Consider the following 24,927-nt stretch of genomic DNA (forward strand, 5'->3'; position numbering starts at 1 on the left):
TAGTCATTTATTGAAATCTCACTACAGAAAAGGATAGGACCATGACCACTTCTCCCCGCGCCGTTATCGAAGAGTTTTTCCGCCGTGCCGGTTCGGGCGAACCCGTCGAAAGAATCGCGGAGTTGGTCAGCGAGCAGGTCGATTGGTTTGTAGCGGGCGACACGAGCGTCGTGCCTTGGATTGGGCGCAAAATTGGACGGAAAGGCGCAGCGGAGTTCTACGCGCAGATCAGGGAGCAGATTGCATCCGAGGCTTTTGCGGTGTGGGAAATCCTATCGCAAGGCAATCGAGTTGTAGCAATCGGTGAGCTTGCGTCTCGCGTTCTGCGGACGGGTAAGCTGATCGAGTCAGAATTTTGCTTTGATTTCATCGTGGAGAATGGCGAAATCACTCGCTTCCGTTTGTTCGAGGATAGTTTCGCTGTGGCAAAAGCCGCCGTATGATTTTCTTTGGTGTGAGCAGCTAACATCAATGGCAATTTGGAATTGGTGGAGCCTGTATTCCGATATAGAGCGTTTCCCTATCTGAATGAATCGGATGGCTTTGCAAATCAGCTCGTTTCTGATTCAAACTATCTGCCGATGGAGGTCGGCAGATATGTCAAAGGCCCTTTCTGTTGATCTTCGTACCCGTGTTGTTGCTGCCGTGTCGGCTGGTGCATCGCATCGAGAGGCTGCAGAGCGGTTTGGCGTTGGTGTGGCGAGCGTCAGCCGTTGGCGCACCTTGCAAATTCAAAAAGGGAATGTTCGTCCCGGTCCCCTCGGAGGTGACCGCAATTCCCGCAAGACGGAAGCTTACGCTGATCTGATTATGGCTTGGCTCGGCGAGCATCGCGACGGCACCTTGTTCGAGTTGCGTGATGCTCTGTCTGCGCAAGGTGTCGTCATCAGCAAGTCGGCGTTACACCGTTTCCTTGTCCGGCACGACCAAACACGCAAAAAAAGACTGGCCATGCGGTAGAGCAAAGCCGTCCGGATCTTTTGGAAATGCGTCAGTCCTGGTTTGACAAACAGCTCGATCTCGATCCTGCACGGCTGGTTTTTATCGACGAGACATGGACCGCAACCAATATGGCCCGCACGCACGGACGCTGTCTCAAGGGCGAGCGGCTGCGAATGGGCTTCCCACACGGTCATCGCAAGACAACGACACTTGTTGCCGGATTGCGAAACACAGGAATGGTCGCACCCCTTGTCATTGACGGACCGATCAATGGTGAATGGTTCGAGGCTTATGTCGGTCAGGTTCTCGTTCCGACATTGAAGCCAGGCGATATCGTCATTCTCGACAATCTTTCCAGTCACAAACGACCGGCAGCACGTGAGATAATCGAAGCCGTGGGTGCGAGGCTGATGTTCCTGCCGCCATACAGCCCAGACTTCAATCCCATAGAAAAGGCGTTCTCCAAGTTGAAAGCCCTCCTGCGAAAAGCCGCAGAGCGAACCGTCAGCGACCTTTGGGACAGGATTGGAAAAATCGTCGAACTCATTGATCCGCAGGAAGCGCAAAACTACTTCGCATCTTGCGGATACGATCCACTATGATAGGGAAACGCTCTAAAATCGAACGGGGAGCAGGATTGGAGACGTGTCTGGTTTGAGAAATCGAAATGAACGGGCAGCTTGGGCGTCTCTCTGGCAGAGAGATATGGGCGTTGCCCTGCGGGCCGGGCTGTCGGCTTCGCTGAAGCCCGCTAAAGCAGTCTTCACCCTTCGGGCTTCCATCCCTAACGCAAGGGATGGCGGCGGCGGGCATTCGCCCGGAGAGGCCCCTCTTCCGCAAGGCCGGACCAATGGCCTGTTCAGTCGATGACACAGCAACACGACCAGATCAGGACCATATCCTCGCTATCCGCCCCGGCCATGCTCGCATGGAGGCGAACGAAGCGCAAAACAAGGAATCATCCAGCTTCACCGAGAGGCAGGGATTGCCCCGCGCTGGACAGGCAGCTCCTTCCATGCCGCTCCGAACTCGGTGGCTCCAGCAAACAGCATGGGCGGAAGTCCGGCCCGTTTTCGGTTTCGCCTCATGACAGCCGAGAGGGAACTTCACCGACTTGACGTTGAGATTGAGGGGCATGCCTGCGAGGGAGCCAGCGAAACCGTTGTCGGTGCGGAAGAAAGCGCTGACCGATAGCAGCCATGACATGATTTCCTTTTTCCGCCGACCGGACCACGCCCACCGCGATCTCGATTGATCTGGTCTGACCGAAGACCGGCGACGCAAGCGCCGCCTCGATCTCAATCCTGCAACGTCCGGCGACAACTTTTTTCCGCCGCCCAACCACCCCATGCGGCGAGCCGCATGGGGACCCCGGCTTGGCTTTGCATCGCGAAACAAAAAAGCTGCCGCCGGCCGCCCTCCATTTCATTCCGGCCCCAAGGGGTGCAGGCCGATCGTCCCCGGTCCATCGACCATCATCGAGACCGCGATGGGCGCGGCCCGATCAGCAGAAGGAAATCATGTCATGGCTACTATCGGCACTTTCTCCCGCACCGACAACGGCTTCGCTGGCTCCCTCGCAGGCATGCCCCTCAATCTCAACGTCAAGTCGGTGAAGTTCTTGCCCGCCGAAGGCGAAACCGAAAACGGGCCGGACTTCCGCGTGTTCGCCGGAGCCACCGAGTTCGGAGCAGCATGGAAGAAGCAGTCCGTGCAGGGCAATTCCTACCTCTCGGTGAAACTGGACGATCCCTCGTTCCCCTCTCCGATCTATGCGAGCCTGGTCGAGGCGGACAACGAGGAACTGGCCCTGATCTGGTCGCGCCGCCGCGCCACCAACTGAACAGGCCACCGGCCCGGCCCCGCGAAAGCGGGGCTTCGCCATGCTCATGCCCGCCGCCGCCATCATCAATACGGAGTGCTACGCGCGCTTTGTCCTGATCGGCTGCGGCTGAAGCCTTGCCGATCATGAGGGGAAACCAAGGGGCCTTAACCCCTTTCTCCCCTCAAGTTCCGCCTGCGCATGGCAGTGTCGCCCGCTTCTCAGGACGGTTCACTGTTTTCATGGTCTTCGTTTTCCAATCCGTCCCGCTTGCGCGCAACCCGACCATGCTCGCCGGCACTTGTCCCCTTCCATCCCCGCGCGCTCTCGCGCCCCCGGAAGGCATGTCGAGGGATATGCCTTCGGCAATTAAGGGAAAAAGAGGAGTAAGGACCATGAATGTCATCACCAGCAGCCACAACAGCCAGCCAATCAACAAGGGTTTTCGCGTGGACATTTCGCGCGGCGTGAACATCGACCGCGTTTCGTCGGAATGGTTTTCGCGGCCGGACGACGAGCGTTTTCTTTCGCTGACCGCGCTTTACAACGCCGTGAAGATGCGGGCGGATCGCGCCACGGCCCGCACCGTCGAAAGCCGCGCCGTGCGCGTAGACGCCAGCCGCGACAATGCGGAGAGGCTTTCGCTTATCGTCCCCGGACAGGAAGAACCGATTGCCCCGACGCATTGGAGTTTCGGCCAGCTTTGCAGCCTTGTCGGCACACCGGCCAGTTACATGCGCCAGCTTCCCGCGCCGCTGGCGGGCATCAACCTACAGCACGGCTTGCTTTCGCATCGCGCCGAACTGGTCAAGACGCTGGAAACGGAGGACGGCCGCAATGAATTGCGCGCCGTGACCGGCCCGGATTATGGCCGAATCTGGGATCATGAGCTTGTCGCCGCCGTGATGAAGATCGCGGGCAACGGCGTCGGCGATACCATGTGGAAGGTGCCGGGCGTTCTGGATTGGGCGACCATGACACACAATCCTTTCGTCGACGTGACCAAGGACACGACCACGCTTTACGCTTCGGATCGTGACGTCTTCCTGTTTCTGGTGGACGATACGCACCCCATTGAAGCCGGACGCCTGCCGAATGGCGAGCCGGACCTTTATTTCCGCGGCTTCTATTGCTGGAATAGCGAAGTCGGCAGCAAGACGCTCGGCATCGCCTCATTCTACCTGCGTGCGGTTTGCATGAATCGGAATTTGTGGGGCGTCGAAAATTTCGAGGAAATCACCATCCGCCACAGCAAGTTCGCGGCACAGCGTTTCGCCCATGAAGCTGCGCCCGCGCTTCGCAGCTTCGCCAATTCCAGCCCCGCGCCCTTCATTGCCGGGATCAAGGCTGCAAGGGAAAGGATCGTCGCCCATAACGACGAAGACCGCGAAAGCTTCCTTCGCCGTCGCGGGTTTGGCAAGGCCGAAACCGGCAAGATCATTGAGACCGTCTTGCAGGAGGAAGGCCGGCCCCCGGAGAGTATCTTTGACTTTGTGCAGGGTATGACCGCCCATGCCCGCACCAAGACCAATCAGGATACTCGCCTTGAACTGGAGGGAAAGGCGAAGGCCTTGCTTGAACGGGCATCCTGACCGCCCATGCCCGCGCCGTCAGAAATGGCGGCGCGGTCTTGCCGCAGATTGCGCCGATCCTTTCCGCAAAGCCCGGTTTCAGTCACCGTCAAACCGGATCGGCGGCGTCCGCGCCTGGATGGCACAGACGCCGCTCGCCGGTCTGCGACCGGCTCGCTAAATCACGCACAGGTTTTTCGACGAGCCACTTTTCCTTTCCCGGAATAACTAGTATATTGGGTGGAAGTATATTAGGTAGTCGGTGACAGCTTTCCCATGAGCTTACGGGAAAGAGTCGCCAAGAACCTGCGTCGGTTGAGACATGAGCGATCCATGTCACAGGAAGAACTCGCCCATCGTGCCAAGATCAACCGTAACTATGTCGGTATGCTTGAGCGGGAAGAATACGCAGTTTCCGTCGACACGCTCGAAAAGCTCGGCGCAGCCCTCGGCGTTGATCCGATCGAATTCTTCCGCGAATATCCCTGAGAGACGCGCCAAGGCAGACCGATACTTTTTGCTGAGACGTTTCAGCGATAAGGTTATTCCGCAATTGCGGATATTGCCGTCATGAACCTGTCACCCTGCGAACGGATAAAATACTGGTCCGTTTCTAGCGTAGCTTTCGGCGAAGAGGTCCCATGAACAAGCCTTTGAGGGATGACGGCCCGCCCTTGACCGACAGGGTGAACGCCTACGACGAAACCCATCTGGCCACCTATCTGCGTCTTCTGGACGCCGATGAGGAGGGCGCGGACTGGCGCGATGCCATAAGGATCATCTTCGGCATTGACGTCGAAGCCGATCCGGAACGCGCCAGACGCATCCACGAAACACACCTTGCACGCGCCCGCTGGATGACAGAAATCGGCTATCTCCATCTTCTCCAACCGCGCATGCAATAGCTGGTTCCGTTCCTTCAGCGCAGTACAAGGCCCTATTCCAATTTTCTGTATTCCGGCTTCGGAAACTTCCCCAATACTCGCTTCATCCCAAGGTTGAGTTTCCCAAGGGGAGTGGCATGGAAGCATTGCAGGACTGGACTTCGCCACGGTTTGAAGAAGAACTGGCCATCTTGAGCGCGGTGGCGCAACTTTCGAATTTCTTCGCCGCAACAAACGATATCAGAGCGATTACAGGCAAATTGTCGAAGGCGCTGCTTCCGGCTCCGCGGAACAGGATGAAGCCAAGAAACAATTGTCTCAACGTTGGGGCGTCACGTTTCCCGGCTGATCCGTTTTATTCAGCCCCGGTATCACAACTGCTGTGGCGACCAGAGATATTTCCCGCAATCGTCGTCATTGAACCCGCACGGGCAGGCTATAAGGGCTGCCCATTGCTCGACCCGTTTGCTTCGGCCTTTGTAGGGCACGTGACGGCGGACGGATTTCATGCCGTCGTCAGGGACAAATACGGCGATCATTATGTCTGGCTTCCATGCGGACGCCAGATAATCAATGCCGTCATGTGGGTTCCACCTGACAACTATTATAATGAGCGCGAGCAGTGCGTGAAGCGGTTCGTCTGCTGGTTGGCCGGAAAGCCGTCCGGCCCACAGCCTTCCTGGCTACGCTTTTCCCGCTACCAGATTCACAGGTTGAGCCTGATGCTGCGCGTATGGGACGGCGTGCAGGCAGGCGCATCGCGTCAGGAAATCGCCAGCGTCCTGTTCAACTCCGACCTTGGCAAGCTACGTTCCATCGATTGGAAAAACACGCCTGAACGCAGGCGTATCGCTCGACTTTTGGGCGCTGCGCAAGAATTGATCGACGGCGGCTATCCGCGCCTGCTTTGCCCGTTCCAGAAATTTCCCGACAATCCGCGCGATGGCTGACCGCAGTCGCTGACCTCTGCCGTTCGTCGGCTTTGGTGTGACCGGCATGGGGGGACATTTACGCAGGCGATTATTTTGTCACTCCGCCGGGCCGCATATTTTTCGCCATCCTCGCAACAGAACCGCCGTTCTGGTGGCAACTGCGATGGAGGTCCACATGCAGCAGAAGATCGAAGAGAATTGGCCGCGCTTCGTGCGCACCGTGGAAGCTGCTCACCTTCTCGGCCTCTCTCCCCGGACGCTGGAAAAGCACCGTTGTGACGGAACCGGTCCGATCTATCGCAAACTCGGCGGTCGTGTCGTCTATACCGTCACCGATCTTCAGACATGGATTCATGCCGCAGCCCGTCTATCGACGTCCGAAGCCGCACCACCCCGACTGTTGCAGGTGCTGGACACCGACGCAGACACTGACCTTGCCGCTGACGCCGCGTGCTGACCGGACGCCGCCATGTCCTCGCACCGGATATATCAGGGTCAGCAGCTTGAACTGTTCAGGCCATGCGGCGGCGACATCGCCGCCCGCGATGCGCAGGATCTCATGTCGTGGCCATTCTTCTCGCTCGCCAAGTCCCGCCGCGTGACGCCGATCGACTTCCGCATGGGGGACATATCGATCCGCGTCGAGGCGACGGCCGAACACGGCATGGCGACGATCTGGGACGCCGATATTCTCATCTGGGCGGCGTCGCAGATCGTTCAAGCTCGCGACAATGGCTTGCAGACTTCGCGTTTCATGTTCGCCACGCCTTACGAAATCCTCTCCTTCATCGACCGTGACGATTCCGCCCGCAGCTATGAACGGCTGAAGGCGGCGCTTGACCGGCTGCAATCCACTACGGTCGTGACGTCGATCCGCCAGCCGTCGGAGCGGCGTCGGCATCGCTTCTCATGGATCGCGGAATGGAAAGAACAACTGGATGCAGATGGCCGGCCGCTCGGCATGGAACTCATCCTGGCGGACTGGTTTTATGCCGGCGTCATTGACGATGCCCTCATCCTCACCATCGACCGCGCCTATTTCGATCTGACCGGCGGCCTCGAGCGCTGGCTTTACCGTCTCGTGCGCAAGCACGGCGGCCGCCAGACATGGGGCTGGAGCTTCGATCTCGAACACCTGCATCTCAAGTCCGGTTCGCTCTCACCGCTCAAGCATTTTGCCTACGACCTGCGCGCGATCGTCCAGCGCCAGCCGCTTCCTGGCTACCGGCTGGAGCTTGTCACCGATCCGGACGGCCGTATCCGGCTGACCTTTCAACCCACGCCAACCGATCCAATGAAGGCTGCGCTGCGCCTGCCGCGCCGCCGCCCGATCAGATTGTGAGCAACCTGTGGACAGACCCGTACTATCAGGGACCGCAATGCCCGTACTATCGGGGACCGGAAACCCGTACTATCAGGGACCAAAACCGGTTTTAACCATCCGGATTCACTCGCCAATCCGCGCTCCTAACATTGGTAACTCAGAATCCTTCGGATTCTTCCTAACGCGACCCGCCGAAAATCGCGGTTGTGGGGGGACAATCGCGCAGGCTTTCGGCCGGAGGATCGGCCGATGAAGGCAGGCGCTTTTTCTCCGCGAACGCTGGTCCATCTGACATGGATTGAGAACCGCATCGAGCAGCGTATTCATTTCGGGCGGATTGACGAGGAACAGCGCATCGATCGTCATCGCCGTGTCGTCAGCTTCGATCCCGGTGCGATCTTCGCCTTCGTCAGATGGGCCGCGAATGATTTCGGCACGGCCGTTTCCCGCATCGACATTCTGCGCGCCGTCGCGCCGGGCGAAAACTACCAGACCGTGCCGCTGGTCGATCCCGGCGGCGAAATCCTTCTCCGCACCCACGGCTGGCCGAAGGTCGAAAAGGTGCTGCACGTCATCGACGCGATCGAGCGAAACGGCATCGACCCGGACGACGTCGCGCCGGATCACTGGCGGCACATCCACAACCGTCTCACCGTCAACGAGCCATTCGGCACCTACACCCGCCAGCAGCATCGCGCCTGGCTGATGCGCCGCGAGATTTCCGCACAACAGGGAGACAGGCTATGACGCGCTTCGCATGGGTGATGGTGACGTATTTCTCTGCGCTCGCCACCACGGTTTCCATCTTTATCGATCCGGCCAAGAAACTGATCTGGAACGCATCTGCCAGCGTGCCGGTCGGCCTCTACCGGATCGTTCGCGCCGACCGTCTGGACGTCACCGACCTAGCGGTCGTGATGCCGCCCGACGATCTGGCCGGGTTCCTTGATGAGCGCCGCTATTTGCCGCGCGGCCTTCCGCTCCTCAAGCGCGTGCTGGCGCTTACCGGAACGACCGTCTGCCGCAATGGCGCGGAGATCACCGCCTACGGCATGACCTACGGGCAGACCCGCGAGCGCGACGGCCAAGGCCGTCCGCTGCCTGTATGGCAGGGCTGCCGGAAGGTTGCCGAAGGCGAAGCCTTCTTCATGAACTGGGATGCCGCCGACAGCTTCGACAGCCGTTATTTCGGGCCGCTTCCGCTTTCAACCGTTGTCGGCCGGGCAATTCCGCTCTGGACCGTCGACGATCCCGATCCGGTCGCGGAAGCGTTCCGCGTGCCGGTTTCCGACGAGCCGTGAACGGCTCGTTTCTCCAACCGAATGAGGTTTACCGCTATGGCCCAGATAGGCACCTTCACCCGCAACAACGACGGCTTCTTCGGCCGCGTCCGCACGCTTACCCTCGACGCCGAAGTGACTATCCTTCCCATCGATGAGACGGACGCCGAGAATGCGCCGAACCATCGTATCTTCGCCGATGGCCTCGAAGTCGGCGCGGCGTGGGACCAAACCGGCGAGCGCGCTGGCGTGTATCTCTCCGTCACCATCGACGATCCTTCCTTTGTTGAACCGATCCGCGCCCGCATGTTCGAGTCAGACACCAAGAAGGATGTCTGGAATCTTCACTGGACCCGCAAGACGCGGCGCGACGAACAGGCGTGACCGTCATGCGCTGCCATCCTTCTCGCGAACTTTCAGGCTCACTCCCCTTGATCGATCGAGCGCCGATCACTCCCCTCGACCCGATCGCCTATCGGGCGGCCGTCGCGCGCAGCGGCGGTCAGGGGCGACGGCCTGTTTTCTGGAGAACGGACACGTCTTCCGACGATGCCCGTCCGGAAAATGTTGGCCGGCGGCGAAGCCTTGCCCTTGACCAGAGCGAGCACGATGGCAGGCTGATGGGCAATCGGGACGGCGGACTTTGCGCTGCCGTCCCTGCGATCATGGCGCTGCTGATGGCAGCGACCATGATCGTCACGCTGCCATGCGTGGCAATGGCCGATCCGCTGGCAAACGAAACGCAGACGACGCGCATGGCTACCGCCGTCGCATCGTCCGATCCGTTGGCAGATCATATCGCGGAAGCGGCCAAGCGCTTCGCCATGCCCGAACGCTGGATACGCGCCGTCATGCAGGCCGAGAGCGATCATGATCCGCACGCCATCTCGCCAAAGGGCGCGATGGGCTTGATGCAGATCATGCCCGCCACATGGACGGAGCTGCGCGCCCGATACGGCCTTGGCGACGATCCCCATGATCCCCGCGATAACATTCTGGCGGGCGCTGCCTATCTCGCGGAACTGCATGATCTTTACGGTTTGCCGGGCTTCCTCGCCGCCTATAATGCCGGTCCCGGCCGCTACGAAAAGCATCTTGTCACCGGCGATCCGTTGCCCGCCGAGACGGTCGCCTACATGGCGAAGATCGTCCCGCAGATCGACGCGGACGCCGCCGTTGCTTATCGCACGGCGGATCGTCCGGCACGCTCCAAATGGTCCGTCGCGCCGCTCTTCATCGCTCGCGCAGCGGTTCCCGCTGGCGGCGACGTGACGGCGGCCGATCATCCTTCCGGTCGCTCATCCAGCGCCAGCACGATCACCGATCTTTCGGCGCTTGCACCGCCGTCCGATGGTCTGTTCGTGCGCCGGTCCGAAAAGCAGGAGGAACAGCCATGAATTTCGTGGTGCCGGGTGGTCTAACGCGCGTCATCGTAGCTCATGCGGGATGGCGGGGAGGGGCGGCGGCAACGTCCGATGTAAGGCAAGATAAAAGGCCGCACATCGCGGCTTGGACGGTCGGTTGTTTTGATTGGCTTTTTCCCGGCTTTCCGCACATCGCGGGCCATAAGTGCGATGTGCGCACCCTGAATTTACTGAATATTTTCAACGAAACCTGCACCTCGCAGCGAGTAACCCCATGAGCCGGGACGACGATTTCCGCGTGCGGCCTGGCCGCATCCGCTCCAGCAAGGCCCAGCGGGCAAGGCCGTTTGTCGCGCAGGCGCTTGCCGCCGCGCAGAAGGCCGGCGGGTATGTCTCCCGTTCCGGCAAGATCACGTCCGGTAAGGGTCGTGGACCGAGCTTCGCTCGCGGCCGCGTGGCAAGCGCGCGCGCCAATCGTCTCATCACTAACCGCACCCGTTTCTGCACGGTAAAGGCGCGCATTGTCCGCAACAAGGGCGACCGTGGCCCGCTTGCCCGTCACCTCAACTATCTTCGCCGTGATGGCGTCACCCGCGCCGCGAACGAAGTGAGCAATGGGGAGCAACACGAAAAAGCCCGCATGTTCGGTCCCGAAACCGACAATGCCGACGCAAAGGAATTTGCCGATCAGTGCAAGGACGATCGGCATCATTTCCGGTTCATCGTCTCGCCGGAAGATGCCGCCGATATGGAAGACCTGAAGCGGTTCACCCGCGAGCTGATGGCGCAGGCGGAAAAGGATCTCGGCACGAAACTCGAATGGGTGGGCGTCGATCACTGGAACACCGACAATCCCCATGTGCATGTCATCGTGCGCGGCCGCGCCGACGACGGGCAAGACCTCGTGATAGACCGCGATTATATCAAGAGCGGATTGCGCGACCGGGCGCAGGATCTCGTGACGCTGGAATTGGGACCGCGCACCGAATTGGACATACGCCGTTCGTTGGAACGACAGATAGAGGCCGACCGCTGGACACAGCTTGATCGTCAGCTTCTCCGTGACGCCAACGAGCAGGGCATCATCGACGTTGCTCCGTCTCCGGATAAGCAGCCCGACGAATATTCCATCCAGAAGATCGGCCGGCTTCGTCACCTCGAACATCTCGGCCTGGCTGAAAACGTCGGTCCCGGCCAATGGGTCGTATCCGGCGAGGCCGAAGCCACCTTGCGCGAGCTTGGGCTACGCGGCGACATCATCAAGCGGATGCACCGCGCCTTGACGGAGCAGGGCATCGAGCGCGGCGCTGCCGATTACGTGCTGTCCGGCGAGGCGCATGGCGAGCCGGTCATTGGCCGGCTGGTCGAGCGTGGCTTGGACGACGAGTTGCGCGGCACGGCCTTCGCGGTGGTCGACGGCGTGGACGGCCACATTCACCATATCCGCCTTCCCGATATTGAAGCCGCCGGGGACAGCGCGCCGGGTTCCATTGTCGAACTGCGCTCTTTCGAGGATGCCCGTGGCGAGCGCCGCGTCGCGCTGGCCGTTCGTTCCGATCTCTCCCTTGAGGCGCAAGCCACGGCCGACGGCGCCACATGGCTCGACCGCCAGCTTGTCGCCCGCGTTTCCGTCGATCTCGGCGGCGGCTTCGGACTGGAGGTGAGCCAGGCGATGGAGGCGAGGGCCGAACATCTGATCGAAGAGAGGCTGGCACGGCGCGAGGGCGAGCGGGTTATCTTCGCCCGCAATCTTCTCGGCACGCTCCGCGAACGTGAACTGGACGCACTCGGCGAAAAGCTCTCTCAAGAAATGAACATGCCGTTCCGCGAAGCGGCCGCCGGGGAATATGTCGCCGGCACCTACAGCCGGCGTTTCACCCTGGCATCCGGCCGCTTCGCGATGGTCGATGATGGTCTCGGCTTCAGCCTCGTGCCGTGGACGCCTTCCGTGGAGAAGCATATCGGCCAGCACATATCCGGCGTGGGCCGCGCCGACGGCGGCGTTGACTGGAGCTTTGGCCGCAAGCGTGGGCTTGGCTTGTGACGCACATTCAGCCGCCGGATTATGCGTGCGGTTTGGTGTCGCCTCTGGAAATGATGTATTCAGGGCCGAGCCGTCAGACGGAGGTGGCCGATGAAAACCACAATGCTTTCCAGCGCTGAATTGCGCCGTAACATTGCGAAGGCGAAGAAGGCTGCCGTGAATGGCCCGATCATTGTCACGGACCGGGGCAAGCCGTCCCATGTGCTCCTGACCTATGATGAGTTCGAGAAATTGACGGGTGAACGCCGCAGCCTTGCGGTGGCTCTCGCCATGCCCGGTTTGTCGGACATTGAATTTGATCCGCCGCGGTTTGCCGATCTACTCCTGGCCTTTCCGGGCGAACCGGGAGACATTCCCGAACGGCGGCGCAAGCCGGCCCGCGCACTGGGTAAAAACGGCCTTTGAACTATCGTGACTGTTTTGGCCTTGCGTGCTGTTCGCCCGCTTCGCGTCCCAAATCGATGGTCAGTTGCAAATCCCACCATTCACACCATATGGCATTATCGCGAGGCCGCTTTCGCAACTCTCGAAGGAACTATTATGAAACTTGATTCCTTAAAGCGTTTATTGCCGGGGGATGTAGCTCCACCATTGATGCTTTCCAGTAACTTGATGAAGAATGAGCGGGCTTCCGCGATTGAGTTCAACGAAATCAGCCTCGTTGTGTTGTGGAATGCGGGATGCAGCGGCTGCCTGCCAGCGATTGCTAAGTATTCGAAAGGGGCAAAGGGATTTGGAGTTTCAACTTACGGGGTGGCTATCATGGTGCGCGACCTCCAAAGAACAATGGAGATGGCTGGGCAGACACCGACTGACGCTATTCTTGTCCATGAGAAAATCGATTCAGGTCAAAAAGGATTGCACAGGGGGCAAGTGACGCGCGATTGGTTCGAGGCGAGCGGACAAAGCAGCGTACCAGCTTCATTTGTCGTCGATTCGGAAGGCAAAATCCTATGGATGGGGCCTCTGGATGACACTATCATGGATGTTTTGAAAGGTGTTTTCGAAGGATCGTGGGACGTTAATGCAGCTCGGCAGCGCTGGACAGAAGAGGTTTCGGAAAGCGACGTTGCCCATTTGATTATCCGCCGAAAGATCACTGATGCCCTGGTCGAAAACAATCTAGAGCGGGCGAAAATATTGATTTGCGAAGCTGAACGCGAGCGGCCGGAATTGGTGAACGATAAGGAGTTTATTCAAAATAAGTTGATTCTCCTCGCATCAATCCCCGAAGAAATCGACGTTGCCGTCGAATACTATAAAAGCTGCGTTACCAGATTCTCTGACGATCCATTGCACATTCTAAGTCTTACCGACTATGTTTTAGCGAAAGAGGTTCCAGTCAGCGGGATTTCGGACTTCATTAACATGGCTCTGGAGAGAATAGAGGCGCAATTGAAGTTTTCCGAAATTAGCCCCTTTTTCCCGATACGCTTCCATTTCACACGGGCTCGATTTTTTGATCGTGTTGGCGATCGAAATGGCTTTCAGAGGGAGCTGGAATCCCTTCAATCCCTGGCTGCGGACGGAAGTCGCTCCAGAGAACTCAACATGATGATCGAAAAAGAGATTGAGAATTTGCGTGCTGGGCGCTGAACGAGAGAAGCTATTGCGCCCACTCGTTACCATAATGCACGCTCCTCCTCTCTTGAAATGCGTGTATCCTGCTGACAGACCCACCATCGTTGGCCCGTGAAGGCTATGGGCTTTAGAGCGTCATTCCGCCCCCCCAGCTGAAACCGACTTCATCCAAATGGCACGCCGCAACGTGCAAGTATTTTTTCTACGGCTTTCGCCAGCCTACGATACACGCGATCAATGGCGTTGAAATCATTTTGGAAATTCCTTTTCCCTGAACATCAAACCATGTTCGGAAGGGAGTTTCCGTCTTGTCGGCTACTCGTGTGCTTTGGGGGCAAATCACCGTTGTTCTGCTGATCGTGTTCATTGCGACCTGGAGCGCAACACAATGGACGGCATGGCGGCTTGGCTTTCAGCCGGAGCTTGGCTCGCCCTGGTTCGAGCTTGCAGGCCAGCCCATCTATCCACCGCCTGCCCTGTTCTGGTGGTGGTATTTCTACGATGCCTATGCGCCGACCGTCTTTCTCGAAGGCGGAGCCATAGCCGCATCGGGCGGCCTGATCGCGATTGCTGTCGCCATCTTCATGTCGATCTGGCGGGCGCGGGAGGCCAAGGACGTCAAGACATTCGGCTCTGCCCGCTGGGCCGAGCGTGAGGAAGTCGAAAAGGCTGGCCTGCTTGGTGCCGACGGCGTGCTGCTTGGCCGTTACGGGAGCGAATATCTCCGGCATGATGGTGCGGAGCATACACTTTGCTTTGCCCCCACCCGATCCGGCAAGGGGATTGGTCTTGTTGTGCCCACGTTGTTGACATGGCCGGGATCGGCCATTGTCCATGACATCAAGGGCGAGAATTGGGAACTGACGTCCGGCTTCCGGGCAAGGCATGGCCGCGTGCTGCTGTTCGATCCCACCAATTCGGCTTCTTCCGCCTACAATCCTCTGCTGGAGGTGCGCAAGGGAGAATGGGAAGTCAGGGACGTTCAGAATGTCGCGGATGTGCTCGTTGATCCGGAAGGCTCGCTGGAAAAGCGGAACCATTGGGAAAAGACCAGCCATTCGCTTCTTGTCGGCGCGATCCTGCACGTTCTCTATGCCGAGCAGGATAAGACGCTGGCGGGCGTCGCTGCCTTCCTCTCCGATCCGCGCCGCCCGATCGAATCTACGCTGTCCGCCATGATGACCAAGCCGCACCTTGGCGAGAAGGGACCGCACCCGGTTGTCGCCAGCGCCGCCCGCGAGCTGCTGAACAAATCCGACAACGAGCGCTCCGGCGTCTTGAGCACCGCTATGAGCTTTCTTGGGCTGTATCGAGATCCGGTCGTCGCGACAGTAACCAGCCGCTGCGCCTGGCGCATTGCCGATCTTGTCAGCGAGGAGCGGCCGACAACGCTCTATCTGGTCGTGCCGCCGTCCGACATTTCCCGCACCAAGCCGCTCGTGCGCCTTGTCCTCAACCAGATCGGTCGACGCTTGACGGAAGACCTGCATGCGAAGGATCGTCGCCACCGGCTGCTGATGATGCTCGATGAGTTTCCGGCGCTCGGCAGGCTCGACTTCTTCGAGAGTGCGCTTGCCTTCATGGCCGGTTATCAGATCAAGGCGTTCCTGATCGCGCAATCACTGAACCAGATCGAGAAGGCTTATGGCGCGAACAATTCCATCCTCGACAATTGCCATGTCAGGGTAAGCTTCGCCACGAATGACGAACGTACTGCCAAGCGCGTATCGGACTCGCTCGGCACAGCGACCGAAATGCGCGCCATGCAGAACTATGCCGGACACCGCCTTGCGCCTTGGCTCTCGCACCTGATGGTTTCGCGATCCGAGACTGCACGGCCGTTGCTCACGCCGGGCGAGATCATGCAGCTTCCGCCCGATGACGAGATTGTCATGGTCGCGGGCATACCGCCAATCCGCACGAAGAAGGCGCGATATTTTAACGATGTCCGGTTGATGGAACGCGTGCTTCCAGTCCCAACCAGCCCGAACGCCGGATATGTGCCGAAGGCAAATGACTGGTCGGCATTGAAGCCGATCCCGACGCCGTCGATTGGCACGGCCAAGGACAAACCGGCAAAAGAGAAGGCGGACAAGCGGGACGACGATGATGCTAATGCCGGCCTGCGTCGTGAACCCGGCCTTGAGCCGCACAAGGACATAGCGTCGGAGCCGGAAAAGCCCTCTTTCAACGAGTTCGATCCCGACATGGATGTGCCGGAACGTGATGCCGTCACCAATCGGGCACTTGCCCGCAATATGCGTCAGGTTGCACGGCAGATTTCGATGGACCCCGGCGACGGAATGGATTTGTGAACCATGCCATCGCGTCCTGAAAAGAAGCAGCGCCTTTCCGTCTATCTCGATCCAGGTCTGAAGCGCCGTCTTACGGATTTCGCGGAGCGGCGGGGGCAATCGGATTCCTTGATTGCCGAAGCGGCCATTGCGTCGTTTCTGTCTCCCGATGCTGATGAACGGAAGGAGGCAGCCATCGGCAAACGGCTTGACCGGATCGACCGCAGCATTCAGCGGCTCGAACGGGACGTTGGTATCGTCAACGAAGCTTTTGCCCTGTTCATTCGCTTCTGGCTGACTTCAACGGCATCGCTTCCGGATACGGTCCAAGCCGCAGCCCGTGCCAAGGGTGGTGAGCGCTATGATAAATTCCTTGTAGCGCTCGGTCGCAGACTCGCCAACGGGCCGAGGCTTAGGCAGGAAGTGCCGGAAGAAAGAAGTTGATCGTGGGTGCAGGCCGTGCTGAGCGCTTTTGTCAACCATTCAGACAGTGCCTAGCGGTAGCCGTGGCATATGGATATGAGAGCAATTCGAGCGGTTCAGTTTGACTCGTAGCCGCGCGAATTGCTTGCTTGTATTGTTGAACGCCGAATCTCCCAAGAAGGTCTAAGCATCGCGGTCGGCGGAAACATGCATACAGAATGTGACATCCAATGTGCGGCCCTTTGGTTTGTGACCCTATCATACGTCTATGTGGTTTCCTGCCGCCGATCACACCGCGATTCATGAGATTCTGAAATCATTATTGACCTCAACGATAGTTGAGGAACTATACAGTCGCGAGGAGCAGCTCGCTCTTTTTCTGAAGCGTCCGCAGGGCATGATCAAAAGGACATGGATGGCCTTTCCCGGCCTCAGAACATCGAAAAAAATTTGCGACGTGATCGCATATCCGGCAACACCGGAACTGATTGAACGAATCACTCAAAAGGGGCGCAACCACAGCAGTTTCTAGGAAATGATTATGTTGTGGAACCTTACACTTCCTTAAGATGCTGAAGTTCAATGCTTCTTCTTCGTCGAATGTGCCATTGCCCCAACGAGATAGAGAGACGGTGAGAATGGCTGAAGATCGTAGCATTACTATAACCTATGCGCCGAACGTGGATCAGATACCGGACTATGTTCTGGGCTTTGAACATCAGGCCTATCAAAATTACCGGATGATGTTCGACCGGTCGTGGGATCGGCATTTCTGGTGGATCAGAACGAACCTTTCCTTTTGGTCCGCGGTTGTTGCCGGCCTCATTTGTTCTGTAACGTTGGCATTTATTCCCGGGGCACGGGCCAGCCTTGATTATTGGATTCTAGCGCCTGCGCCTCTTGTCGCAATTGCTGTATGGCTTGTCCTGTGGATCGGCTCGAAAAAGTCAAATCGCGAATATAGTGAAACCATAGCGCACTGGAATATCGAACAGGAGCTTGCCTTCTCTCCTCACTTCCATGTCAAAATTGGACCAACGGGCTTCAGACAGGCCACACGAATCTATACGATCGAACTGAGTTGGGCGATGTATCATCATGCAATCTTGCAGTCAGACAATCTGATCCTGGTTTTTCAAGGCACTGTCGCAGTAATTCCAAACAAAGCGCTACCGACAGCTCCCCAGGATATTGTCAATCATATCCATTTATGGTCGTCGGCCCAGCAAAACGAAATAAGGCCGTTAGCGTCTCTATGAGAGTGGTCCTCGACTACGATTGTGACGTACTATCCTAAAGATGGACAAAAGGTCCATCAACCAGAAAAACGGTCTCCGACGTTCCTGATCGCAAATAACAGTTCCGTAAGTCTGGCCACGTCGGAATACAACGGCGTCGATCCCTATGGTCGTGAACTCATCGTTTTGATCTACAATGCCGCGGCCTCGGTGTGTCGTTGCTTACCATGGTCTCGCGGAGTTTTTTCGTTAGTTCATGTAAATGATTGAAAGTCGGGCGGTTCCTCTCAAAAGAAATCGATCAACTGGGGAAAATCTCTTTCGGTCGGTCGGATTTCGCGGCGGTCAGCGACATGTTTGAGATCACCGATGCAATTTCCTGCACGCTTTGCTGTGTCAGTTGCACGCCTTGGATCCGCGTCAAAAAAGTTTGTTGAGCGACGATAAACGACAAAACCTGTCCGATTAGGGCGTGAGTTTTAATGATCGTTACCGGATCATCAGCTTGAGTATTATTCAATCGGGCAACCGTGGCGCTGATTGTCGTGTGTAATGGTTCGATGAACCCTTTGAAAAGTGTATTGAAATTCTCTGTCGGCTTGAGCTGCTCCCTGACAATCAGGGCGGTGCGGTCAATGGCACGGCCTGGCGACAAAATTATAAGAGTAAAGGCATGGATCAGGGATCGTAAGCTATTCTCGCATTCTTCTTCAGTCGTGTTACTGATTTCATTCGGCGACGACATCAATAGTCCAGTCTGCGCCAACCCTTCCGCAATTTCCCTGGTGATTTCATCAATCACAGCTCGATACACGCCTTCCTTGCCGCCAAAATGATAGGGTATGGCAGATTGATTGACACCGGCCGTTTCCGCCAGAACGCGTGTGCGCACACCCTCGACGCCAAACTCGGCAAACAAATGCAGCCCAGCCTCGATCAATCGCGCACGCGTGGCTTCAGAGGAGTTGGATGGAACCGTGTCGGATTTGTTCATGGATAGTGATTTCAAGAGATTAAGGGCAGATAGTCGTAATACGACTATCTGCCAGTGGTGTGTCAACCTGCTCTCATTACATTGGTCGAATTCTGGTTGAGCTCGATACCGCCATCTTTGCCTACAAGTACCGTACCGCCCAGGTTCGCTAAATGTCTGCCAAATGCGCAATTGGTCTCGAAAGCGAAAGACATTCCTTCTTGTAACGGCAGGTCTCGCCATGTTGTCGGAAGGCGCCCTATAGACCCGTAGGCTGCAGCTTCTGGGAGTGACTCCGGACCGGGTGCGGAACCAAAACCGATCGGCCCGTAAGGGTTGATGCTGTGGATGAGCGGATGAACGTGCCATCCGCCTGATGCAAGCAGGGGCGCTTCCATAATGTCCACAACCTCTCCGAATGTCCGCCCCGGGCGCAATGATTTCAGTCCTTCTTCATAACAGGCTCTGGCAACGGCGGCGGCGCGCTCAAAGTCGGGATGTGCCTTGCCGACAGTAATCGCGGGCTGGTGCTGCGTTTCATACATTCCATAGAACGCGAAAACCTCAGCAAGTACCACGTCCCCTTCTTCAATAATTCTTGGTGGTTGAGCCCTATAGGTCCAGGCAGCGGGTCCCCATCCTATGAATTCCCGGCCGGATCCAAAGAGTATTTCGGCGGTGAAACCTGCATTACGCAAACATTCTGCAGTTGTTGCTGCCACAATATCCGCTTCATTTACACCGGGCCGGGTCGCAACTCTCATCGCTTCACACATCTTCTCCCCAATCCCGGCAGCATGGCGAATAAGGGACAGTTCCTCTTGGCTGTGTGCTGCTGTAAGCATGAAATATTCGCGGTATACCGGCTTAAACTCTGCCTTGGGAAACGCCTCCTTTACTGCGCTCCAGATGCCGTACGGAATTGCACCGTCGAAATAAAAGGGCGGGTATGGCTCGAGGCCGATCACTCCAATCTTCCCGGTCAGCCCGATGCGGTTAAGAATTGAGACGAGATGGGCGCCGTTTTTGCCCACATAAATCTGTTCAGGTTCAAGCCACTGCTGATCACCTCGAAGCCGGGCCTGCATATGGTCCGAGACGGCCATCGGTGCGAAGGCAAGCACTATTGGCGGCTCATCGCCCTTGAATATGACGATAGAGCCCAATCGGTCATTGGTGAAATAGCTATCGGGAGAGAAAGGTGCCGGCGCGGAGGATTCCCGATCGCCGTAAACGATGAGGCCATCGACGCCAGCCACATTCATAATCTTGCGAGCGATGTTCCAGCGTCTGTCGCGTTCGGAAAGCGAAAGACGTGGTGCACCTTGAAGGTAGGAAGGTAATGAATTTTCTGGTGAAGGCGACGAATGAGAAGTTGCGTTCGCGGTTTGCAAACCGCTTAACGCAGCTGCTGCAGACATTCCTAAGAGATCACGGCGGTTCATGGGTTCCTCGTGGAATAAAGATTGACGTGGTTCCATTAATTCATTTGAATGAATTAATCAACAATGAAGGTGAAAAGGCCCTTGCGGTAATGCGAACGTGAGGCTGTTATCTGAAAGTGGAAATGCGTGGATCAGTTCGGCGGTAGCATTGCCACATCTGTTGGGATGGCCGTTGAGAAAAATTTGGTCGATGATACTAAAATTCTTTATGTAGAATATCGTATTTTAGGTAGAATTCTGAATAGCGTCGGCGTTCGATCAATGTTGTTCGGGTTGTGAACGTCAAATATCTATCTCGTCTTCAAGGTTCTCACCATGACACCTTCGCGATCACCTTTGGCCACTGGACCAGGTTCTCCTTCGCAGGCGCCTGAAGAGCTCAGCCACGACGGTAGCCACTGGATAGTCACAGCCAATCCCGGTGGAAGGCGCAAGCTGGGCCTCGGTCTGGTGCCGGCTCTGGATAAGGCTATCGCGGTCATAGAATATTTGAACTGGCAGCCGGGCGAGCAGACAACACTTGCCAATATCTCCTCTGCGTTGGAGATTACCAAGAGCCATTGCCATTCGATCCTGAAGACTCTTCAGCACCATGGCTGGCTGCGGTTTGATGAGCGCGCAAAGACGTATACCTTGCATCCTGGGCTTCTCGGCAGCGTGTCGAAGCTGCTGGCAGTTTCAACGATCGAGATCATCCGGACCGAAATTTCTGCTTTGGTGTCTGCCTTTCACCTTCCCTGTGTGGTTTCGCAACCCATGCCGGACCATACATTTATGCTCGTTGACAAGATTCATGATCCGATGCGTATGGAGGTCTCTCTACCGATCGGATTTCGATATCCGCGAGATGCCTCTGCACAGATGCGTGCCTATCTGGCCTGGATGCCGGAGGAAAAGATCCGGGACTGGTTCAAAGATTGGGTACCGGTCCAGTACACTACTTCATCGTTGATGACGGAAATTGACGTCTTTGCTGAACTGCAAGCGACGCGCCTGCGGGGGTATGCAAGAAGCTGCTCTGAGTTTACGGACGGACTGATGGCGCTTGCGTTACCAATTTTCGGCAAGAATGGCGATGTGGAGTTTATAATCAACTGCCCGGCACCAATGGAAGTTATGAGTGCGCTTGAGGATGACGTGGCAGCTGCGATGAGGCGGGCTGTGCAGCATATCCATCAACAGACTCTGGCTCGTCTGCCGAGCGATTTTGTCAGGTAAACAAGCGACATTCCAAAGTCACGTCGGCTGGACATTATATAAGTGCCGCAATCTCATCGGGCATGCGCCAGCATTTTTGTATTCGCGCTCCGGCATCGCCAAGGCATGGGGTGGTCCAGTAATGCATGCGAGGTGTGAAAAGTGCTCCAATGTGACATTTCGGCTGATGAGCTTTGTTTGTAATCGTCATCGATGTTGAAAACGAAAATTCTCTTGACAGGAAAACATCAGAAGATTCTATTATTTCTCATACAGAATATAATTCTATATAGAGAACAAGAGAAGATTGAAAAGCGGCGGGCACAGGTGATGTGCGGAGCGATCTCTCCGGTCGCACAGAAACCCATGAGCTTCGAATAGCAGATAATTCAAGTCACGATCATAGCCCTACAACGGAGCAAGTAGAATGACGCGTGTCCTTAGGATTGCAGCAGCACAAATGGGCCCGGTCAATTCCGGCGAGCCCCAGACTGAAACAGTTGGTCGGTTATTGGCTCTCCTTGATCAGGCGGCGGATAAAGGGTGCGATATAGCGGTCTTTCCGGAACTGGCACTGTCGACCTTTTTTCCCAGATCGTATCTTCTCAATATTTCCGACGCGGACGGTTTTTACGAGCACATCATGCCGAGCACGGATGTGCAGCCATTGTTTGATCATGCCAAACGTCGCCGCATTGGCTTCAGCCTTGGTTATGCAGAGATTGCGAATGAGGGTGAGAATACGCATCGTTACAACACCCAGATCCTTGTCGACAGGGATGGCCGAATTGTATCCAAGTATCGAAAAGTGCATCTGCCGGGGCATACCGATCATCGACCCGACGACCCGTTCCAGAATCTCGAAAAATACTATTTCGAGGTCGGCAATCTAGGCTTCCCAGTGGTAGATGCCTTCGGCGGTCGGATAGGCATGTGCATTTGCAATGACCGTAGGTGGCCCGAAACCTATCGCATGATGGGCCTGCAAGGAGTTGAGCTGATCACGCTGGGATATACGACACCAATTTATAATCCACGAGCAAAGCAATCCCCCGAACTGCGCATGTTTCAGAGTAGGCTGTGTATGCAGGCAGGCGCTTACCAAAACTCTACGTTCGTCGTGGGTGTCGCCAAAGCCGGCAAGGAAGATGGTGTCGACCTGATGGGGGGATCATGCATCATACATCCGGATGGTCGCGTTATCGCCGAGACAACCGGGCTGGATGATGAGATAGCGTTCGCGGATTGCGATTTGGACGATTGTGTTAATGGCAAGATGGAGGAGTTTAATTTCGAGCGCAACCGGCGGCCTGAACTATATGATGGCCTGCTCACACCTCACGAGAGCATTCCGTCACCGGCAGATATCTTGAAGGCTTCGCGACCATATCGGTCAACCAATCGGTGAGGAGGCAAGCTCATGAAGGGCACAGCCCGCGCTGAGTGGTCAGGGAACATTGCTCGATACTGCCGTGAATCTCAGAGGCTTTCGAGCTCGTCGTAACTTAGCGACATTGATGGTTGGTTTGAGTGATCCAAGCGACAGGACGTGCTATGGACTTTCCGAAACCGAAATGAACTTTGATCTGCCGCTGGAATTTCCTCCAGAACGGAAAGTCCGCCCACTGGTGACGGTATCATCGGCTTCCTCAACCCCTGCCAATTCGCGGCGTCCGTCCGGGTGTTCCTTGATAAGCAAGCGCTCGGGGGTATCGTCCTCGCTGTAGCAGCTCTCTCGGCCGGCGGCCATATGGGCGCGAGCGGCGCGTTTTGGACTGAAGGGCATATACTCCGACGATGCCAGGAGTCGTCCGTCGTCCCGATGACGGGCGACAAAATGTAGCTCACGCCTCTCTTCAATCGCGGGAAGCCAAGAGCGCCATGCATCGGCGCAACCTCTTCGGGTGGTGGTGGTTCCCAAGCCATAAACCGGGTGATTTCTGGAGAGATGCAAGCGAAAACCTCGCTTGCATCTTCTGGTTTGAAAGGACGGATGGTTGTTCGAGTCGTCGATAATCAATGTCTCGTATAAGGGGGCCTTGTGAGTTGTCACAAAACTCTCAAAACTTCACAGTAACAGGCATTAGGGCTTCTGCGAATCCATGATGTGTCTGTCTGCGATGGTCAAAATCACCGCAATAGCCAAGGTGACGCCAAACACCAGCATAGTTCGGGCCGATCCTGCGATTTCAAGCTGCATCGCCGCGACGGGCAGAACCGCGAGAATAGTCAGATTATTGAGGCTTTCCGAAACCGCCAGCACCTGACCTTTGTCGTCTTCGCTTCGAGTGGCGAGCATTGAAGTGCTGGTCGGTGCGGCAAGTCCGAGCGCAAAGCCCCAAACGGTAAGGCACGCCAGTCCACCCTCCAGCGGCAATGGCGCGATCATGAACGTGCCAATCGCCATGATCAGGAATAGCAACGCGGCCATGAGCGTTCGTTCGTCTCCTCGAAAGAGGCGGACAGCCCGTCCGACCCCGAGATTGCCGAGCAGAAGTCCTAGGCCAAATGCGGAGACTGAGATGCCAACGATTCCGACGCTGAGGCCATGACGCTGTCGTAGCACCTCGCCGGCGAGCAGGAAGCCTGCGACGGCCGTGCCGTTCCAAAGTCCTTTAGCGACTAAAGGGCGTGTAATGCTTCCCTCTGCGATCCAGCCAAGTTGCCGCCTGTTTGTTTCGGAATGGTGGGCTTTGCTTTTCGGGATTGCACGCCGGGCAACGGCGAATGTCGTCAAGCACCCGGCAGCAGTCGTAAGGAAGGGTGCGCGCCAATCGAACGCTTCCGTCAGGATGCCTGCAATCACGGGGCCAGCCACAATTCCGGTCGTCATCCCGACCATGACCGCGCCCATGGCTGCGGATTGCCGACGCGCGTGGATAATGTCGGCCACCAACGCAAAGGCTGTGGGGATGAGCGCCGCCGATGCCAAGCCGCCGAATATCCGCAACGCGATTGCAGCGCCGAAACTGGGTGCTACCGTTAATGCGAGCCCATCGATCGTGAACAGAACAAGCGAGACCAGCAGGAGGCGGCGGCGGTCGATACGATCAGACAGAAAGCCGAAGATCGGCGCCGCAACGGCATAGGAGAGGGCGTAGCTGGACACGAGCCAGGAGGCGTGTGCCGGTGTCGTATCGAAGGCGGTTGCCAAAGGCGAAAGCATTGTCGAAAGCATGAATTCGGTTGCTCCGACAAAGAAGACCGTGAGAGCAAGGGCAGGTAAAAGGAATCGTGAGGGCACGATTGTCCTCCTTGAGTAATAAAGCTGGAAGAAAACCGGCGCACGATATTCGCGAGCGGATTCGTGGCACCGGAGCAAAATGGATTGGGAAGTTTAGGAACGTCTTCTAGCGACGCGGAAGCAATGCAGGTCCATGGTGGGGCATTGCGATGCGAGTCTGGTAATCAAACTCGCTAGGACCATATAAGTCCAGATATTCAATAGCAGGATGCAGAAAAATCTCAATGCAGTTTTGCTCTGTCTTTCGATAAAACGGTTGAAACTAGAAGAGTATTGCGGCGGATTTTCCTAAAATTCCGGGACAAATAACGGCGATTGAGTGGAGCGTGATCGCAAGCCGGACCGCATTTGGACTGCCGGGTTGACGGA

Annotated in this window: 28 protein-coding genes and 1 pseudogene; 26 read left to right on the top strand and 3 right to left on the bottom strand. The window is 56.9% G+C overall.

Annotation, left to right across the window (positions count from 1 at the left end; all coding sequences use genetic code 11):
- Positions 1-41: 41 nt before the first annotated feature.
- The 24 genes and pseudogenes from H5024_RS20680 to H5024_RS20790 all read left to right on the top strand — a co-directional run bounded on the left by H5024_RS20680 (position 42) and on the right by H5024_RS20790 (position 17,720).
- Entirely contained in the window at positions 42-443 is a 402-nt protein-coding gene (locus H5024_RS20680) for a nuclear transport factor 2 family protein (protein WP_187549046.1), read from the top strand.
- A gap of 154 nt (positions 444-597) precedes the next feature.
- A protein-coding gene (locus tag H5024_RS20685) for an IS630 family transposase (RefSeq protein WP_187548114.1) occupies positions 598-1,544 on the top strand; the annotation gives its coding sequence in 2 pieces (ribosomal slippage) (positions 598-937 and positions 937-1,544; 948 coding nt in all).
- Between the two features lie 248 nt (positions 1,545-1,792).
- On the top strand, positions 1,793-2,032 hold the full coding sequence (locus tag H5024_RS20690; protein WP_187549047.1) for a hypothetical protein: 240 nt from the start codon (positions 1,793-1,795) through the stop codon (positions 2,030-2,032).
- Positions 2,033-2,467: 435 nt separating this feature from the next.
- Positions 2,468-2,785, top strand: coding sequence for a DUF736 domain-containing protein (locus H5024_RS20695; protein WP_187549048.1), 318 nt, complete (start codon positions 2,468-2,470; stop codon positions 2,783-2,785).
- A gap of 374 nt (positions 2,786-3,159) precedes the next feature.
- A complete protein-coding gene (locus H5024_RS20700) occupies positions 3,160-4,356 on the top strand; it encodes a DUF932 domain-containing protein (protein WP_187549049.1) in 1,197 nt (398 codons plus the stop codon).
- Positions 4,340-4,516 (top strand): hypothetical protein, encoded by a 177-nt coding sequence (locus H5024_RS20705; RefSeq protein WP_187549050.1) that lies wholly within the window; start codon positions 4,340-4,342, stop codon positions 4,514-4,516. Before H5024_RS20700 ends, H5024_RS20705 begins: the two co-directional genes overlap by 17 nt.
- 95 nt (positions 4,517-4,611) lie before the next feature.
- A complete protein-coding gene (locus H5024_RS20710; RefSeq protein ID WP_187549051.1) occupies positions 4,612-4,824 on the top strand; it encodes a helix-turn-helix transcriptional regulator in 213 nt (70 codons plus the stop codon).
- A 152-nt stretch (positions 4,825-4,976) separates the two neighbouring features.
- Positions 4,977-5,240, top strand: coding sequence for a DUF2285 domain-containing protein (locus H5024_RS20715; protein WP_187549052.1), 264 nt, complete (start codon positions 4,977-4,979; stop codon positions 5,238-5,240).
- A gap of 223 nt (positions 5,241-5,463) precedes the next feature.
- A pseudogene (locus tag H5024_RS21460) lies at positions 5,464-5,568 on the top strand (hypothetical protein); the annotation flags it as partial.
- Between the two features lie 232 nt (positions 5,569-5,800).
- Positions 5,801-6,169 carry a DUF2285 domain-containing protein gene (locus H5024_RS20720; protein ID WP_187549142.1) on the top strand — a complete coding sequence of 123 codons (369 nt, stop codon included), beginning with the start codon at positions 5,801-5,803 and terminating at the stop codon, positions 6,167-6,169.
- A 157-nt stretch (positions 6,170-6,326) separates the two neighbouring features.
- The gene (locus H5024_RS20725) at positions 6,327-6,608 is read left to right on the top strand and encodes a helix-turn-helix domain-containing protein (protein WP_187549143.1); all 282 of its coding nucleotides are present in this window, start codon (positions 6,327-6,329) and stop codon (positions 6,606-6,608) included.
- Positions 6,609-6,620: 12 nt separating this feature from the next.
- Entirely contained in the window at positions 6,621-7,493 is an 873-nt protein-coding gene (locus H5024_RS20730) for a replication initiator protein A (protein ID WP_187549053.1), read from the top strand.
- 231 nt (positions 7,494-7,724) lie between these two features.
- Positions 7,725-8,222, top strand: coding sequence for a DUF2840 domain-containing protein (locus H5024_RS20735; protein ID WP_187549054.1), 498 nt, complete (start codon positions 7,725-7,727; stop codon positions 8,220-8,222).
- Positions 8,219-8,776: a S26 family signal peptidase gene (locus H5024_RS20740; RefSeq protein ID WP_187549055.1), complete on the top strand. Its 558-nt coding sequence runs from the start codon at positions 8,219-8,221 to the stop codon at positions 8,774-8,776. The genes H5024_RS20735 and H5024_RS20740 overlap by 4 nt, the downstream gene beginning before the upstream one ends.
- Before the next feature lie 36 nt (positions 8,777-8,812).
- Positions 8,813-9,139, top strand: coding sequence for a DUF736 domain-containing protein (locus H5024_RS20745; protein WP_187549056.1), 327 nt, complete (start codon positions 8,813-8,815; stop codon positions 9,137-9,139).
- Positions 9,140-9,186: 47 nt separating this feature from the next.
- Positions 9,187-10,152, top strand: a complete 966-nt coding sequence (locus H5024_RS20750) for a lytic transglycosylase domain-containing protein (RefSeq protein WP_247875414.1) — start codon at positions 9,187-9,189, stop codon at positions 10,150-10,152.
- Entirely contained in the window at positions 10,149-10,397 is a 249-nt protein-coding gene (locus H5024_RS20755) for a hypothetical protein (protein WP_187549057.1), read from the top strand. Before H5024_RS20750 ends, H5024_RS20755 begins: the two co-directional genes overlap by 4 nt.
- Complete coding sequence (locus tag H5024_RS20760) at positions 10,394-12,163, top strand: VirD2 family relaxase/mobilization nuclease (RefSeq protein WP_187549058.1); 1,770 nt, start codon at positions 10,394-10,396, stop codon at positions 12,161-12,163. Before H5024_RS20755 ends, H5024_RS20760 begins: the two co-directional genes overlap by 4 nt.
- 90 nt (positions 12,164-12,253) lie before the next feature.
- Positions 12,254-12,568, top strand: a complete 315-nt coding sequence (locus tag H5024_RS20765; protein WP_187549059.1) for a type II toxin-antitoxin system Phd/YefM family antitoxin — start codon at positions 12,254-12,256, stop codon at positions 12,566-12,568.
- Positions 12,569-12,703: 135 nt separating this feature from the next.
- On the top strand, positions 12,704-13,759 hold the full coding sequence (locus H5024_RS20770) for a hypothetical protein (RefSeq protein WP_187549060.1): 1,056 nt from the start codon (positions 12,704-12,706) through the stop codon (positions 13,757-13,759).
- Between the two features lie 293 nt (positions 13,760-14,052).
- The gene (locus H5024_RS20775; protein ID WP_187549061.1) at positions 14,053-16,059 is read left to right on the top strand and encodes a conjugal transfer protein TraG; all 2,007 of its coding nucleotides are present in this window, start codon (positions 14,053-14,055) and stop codon (positions 16,057-16,059) included.
- Between the two features lie 3 nt (positions 16,060-16,062).
- Positions 16,063-16,482, top strand: coding sequence for a CopG family transcriptional regulator (locus H5024_RS20780; RefSeq protein WP_187549062.1), 420 nt, complete (start codon positions 16,063-16,065; stop codon positions 16,480-16,482).
- A gap of 247 nt (positions 16,483-16,729) precedes the next feature.
- Positions 16,730-16,993: a hypothetical protein gene (locus H5024_RS20785; protein ID WP_187549063.1), complete on the top strand. Its 264-nt coding sequence runs from the start codon at positions 16,730-16,732 to the stop codon at positions 16,991-16,993.
- A gap of 106 nt (positions 16,994-17,099) precedes the next feature.
- Entirely contained in the window at positions 17,100-17,720 is a 621-nt protein-coding gene (locus tag H5024_RS20790) for a hypothetical protein (protein ID WP_187549064.1), read from the top strand.
- Positions 17,721-18,000: 280 nt separating this feature from the next.
- Here H5024_RS20790 and H5024_RS20795 read toward each other — a convergent pair whose 3' ends face one another.
- Both H5024_RS20795 and H5024_RS20800 read right to left on the bottom strand, forming a co-directional pair.
- On the bottom strand, positions 18,001-18,693 hold the full coding sequence (locus H5024_RS20795; RefSeq protein WP_187549065.1) for a CerR family C-terminal domain-containing protein: 693 nt from the start codon (positions 18,691-18,693) through the stop codon (positions 18,001-18,003).
- A 62-nt stretch (positions 18,694-18,755) separates the two neighbouring features.
- On the bottom strand, positions 18,756-20,117 hold the full coding sequence (locus H5024_RS20800; protein WP_187549066.1) for a M24 family peptidase: 1,362 nt from the start codon (positions 20,115-20,117) through the stop codon (positions 18,756-18,758).
- Positions 20,118-20,432: 315 nt separating this feature from the next.
- Between H5024_RS20800 and H5024_RS20805 the strand changes: the two genes are divergently transcribed.
- Positions 20,433-21,335, top strand: coding sequence for an IclR family transcriptional regulator C-terminal domain-containing protein (locus tag H5024_RS20805; protein ID WP_187549067.1), 903 nt, complete (start codon positions 20,433-20,435; stop codon positions 21,333-21,335).
- 406 nt (positions 21,336-21,741) lie between these two features.
- Positions 21,742-22,722, top strand: coding sequence for an N-carbamoyl-D-amino-acid hydrolase (locus H5024_RS20810; RefSeq protein ID WP_051517893.1), 981 nt, complete (start codon positions 21,742-21,744; stop codon positions 22,720-22,722).
- A 675-nt stretch (positions 22,723-23,397) separates the two neighbouring features.
- Here the strand turns inward: H5024_RS20810 and H5024_RS20815 are convergent.
- A complete protein-coding gene (locus H5024_RS20815) occupies positions 23,398-24,558 on the bottom strand; it encodes an MFS transporter (protein ID WP_081255523.1) in 1,161 nt (386 codons plus the stop codon).
- Positions 24,559-24,927 lie beyond the last annotated feature (369 nt).

Source organism: Ochrobactrum sp. Marseille-Q0166, assembly GCF_014397025.1.
Lineage (GTDB): Bacteria > Pseudomonadota > Alphaproteobacteria > Rhizobiales > Rhizobiaceae > Brucella.

What these genes read in the sequence shown, in the direction of transcription:
- H5024_RS20680 (WP_187549046.1), top strand. Translation starts at nt 42, where the DNA reads ATGACCACTTCTCCCCGCGCCGTTATCGAAGAGTTTTTCCGCCGTGCC.
- H5024_RS20690 (WP_187549047.1), top strand. Translation starts at nt 1,793, where the DNA reads ATGGCCTGTTCAGTCGATGACACAGCAACACGACCAGATCAGGACCAT.
- H5024_RS20695 (WP_187549048.1), top strand. Translation starts at nt 2,468, where the DNA reads ATGGCTACTATCGGCACTTTCTCCCGCACCGACAACGGCTTCGCTGGC.
- H5024_RS20700 (WP_187549049.1), top strand. Translation starts at nt 3,160, where the DNA reads ATGAATGTCATCACCAGCAGCCACAACAGCCAGCCAATCAACAAGGGT.
- H5024_RS20710 (WP_187549051.1), top strand. Translation starts at nt 4,612, where the DNA reads ATGAGCTTACGGGAAAGAGTCGCCAAGAACCTGCGTCGGTTGAGACAT.
- H5024_RS20715 (WP_187549052.1), top strand. Translation starts at nt 4,977, where the DNA reads ATGAACAAGCCTTTGAGGGATGACGGCCCGCCCTTGACCGACAGGGTG.
- H5024_RS20720 (WP_187549142.1), top strand. Translation starts at nt 5,801, where the DNA reads ATGTGGGTTCCACCTGACAACTATTATAATGAGCGCGAGCAGTGCGTG.
- H5024_RS20725 (WP_187549143.1), top strand. Translation starts at nt 6,327, where the DNA reads ATGCAGCAGAAGATCGAAGAGAATTGGCCGCGCTTCGTGCGCACCGTG.
- H5024_RS20730 (WP_187549053.1), top strand. Translation starts at nt 6,621, where the DNA reads ATGTCCTCGCACCGGATATATCAGGGTCAGCAGCTTGAACTGTTCAGG.
- H5024_RS20735 (WP_187549054.1), top strand. Translation starts at nt 7,725, where the DNA reads ATGAAGGCAGGCGCTTTTTCTCCGCGAACGCTGGTCCATCTGACATGG.
- H5024_RS20740 (WP_187549055.1), top strand. Translation starts at nt 8,219, where the DNA reads ATGACGCGCTTCGCATGGGTGATGGTGACGTATTTCTCTGCGCTCGCC.
- H5024_RS20745 (WP_187549056.1), top strand. Translation starts at nt 8,813, where the DNA reads ATGGCCCAGATAGGCACCTTCACCCGCAACAACGACGGCTTCTTCGGC.
- H5024_RS20755 (WP_187549057.1), top strand. Translation starts at nt 10,149, where the DNA reads ATGAATTTCGTGGTGCCGGGTGGTCTAACGCGCGTCATCGTAGCTCAT.
- H5024_RS20760 (WP_187549058.1), top strand. Translation starts at nt 10,394, where the DNA reads ATGAGCCGGGACGACGATTTCCGCGTGCGGCCTGGCCGCATCCGCTCC.
- H5024_RS20765 (WP_187549059.1), top strand. Translation starts at nt 12,254, where the DNA reads ATGAAAACCACAATGCTTTCCAGCGCTGAATTGCGCCGTAACATTGCG.
- H5024_RS20770 (WP_187549060.1), top strand. Translation starts at nt 12,704, where the DNA reads ATGAAACTTGATTCCTTAAAGCGTTTATTGCCGGGGGATGTAGCTCCA.
- H5024_RS20780 (WP_187549062.1), top strand. Translation starts at nt 16,063, where the DNA reads ATGCCATCGCGTCCTGAAAAGAAGCAGCGCCTTTCCGTCTATCTCGAT.
- H5024_RS20785 (WP_187549063.1), top strand. Translation starts at nt 16,730, where the DNA reads ATGTGGTTTCCTGCCGCCGATCACACCGCGATTCATGAGATTCTGAAA.
- H5024_RS20790 (WP_187549064.1), top strand. Translation starts at nt 17,100, where the DNA reads ATGGCTGAAGATCGTAGCATTACTATAACCTATGCGCCGAACGTGGAT.
- H5024_RS20795 (WP_187549065.1), bottom strand. Translation starts at nt 18,693, where the DNA reads ATGAACAAATCCGACACGGTTCCATCCAACTCCTCTGAAGCCACGCGT.
- H5024_RS20800 (WP_187549066.1), bottom strand. Translation starts at nt 20,117, where the DNA reads ATGAACCGCCGTGATCTCTTAGGAATGTCTGCAGCAGCTGCGTTAAGC.
- H5024_RS20805 (WP_187549067.1), top strand. Translation starts at nt 20,433, where the DNA reads ATGACACCTTCGCGATCACCTTTGGCCACTGGACCAGGTTCTCCTTCG.
- H5024_RS20810 (WP_051517893.1), top strand. Translation starts at nt 21,742, where the DNA reads ATGACGCGTGTCCTTAGGATTGCAGCAGCACAAATGGGCCCGGTCAAT.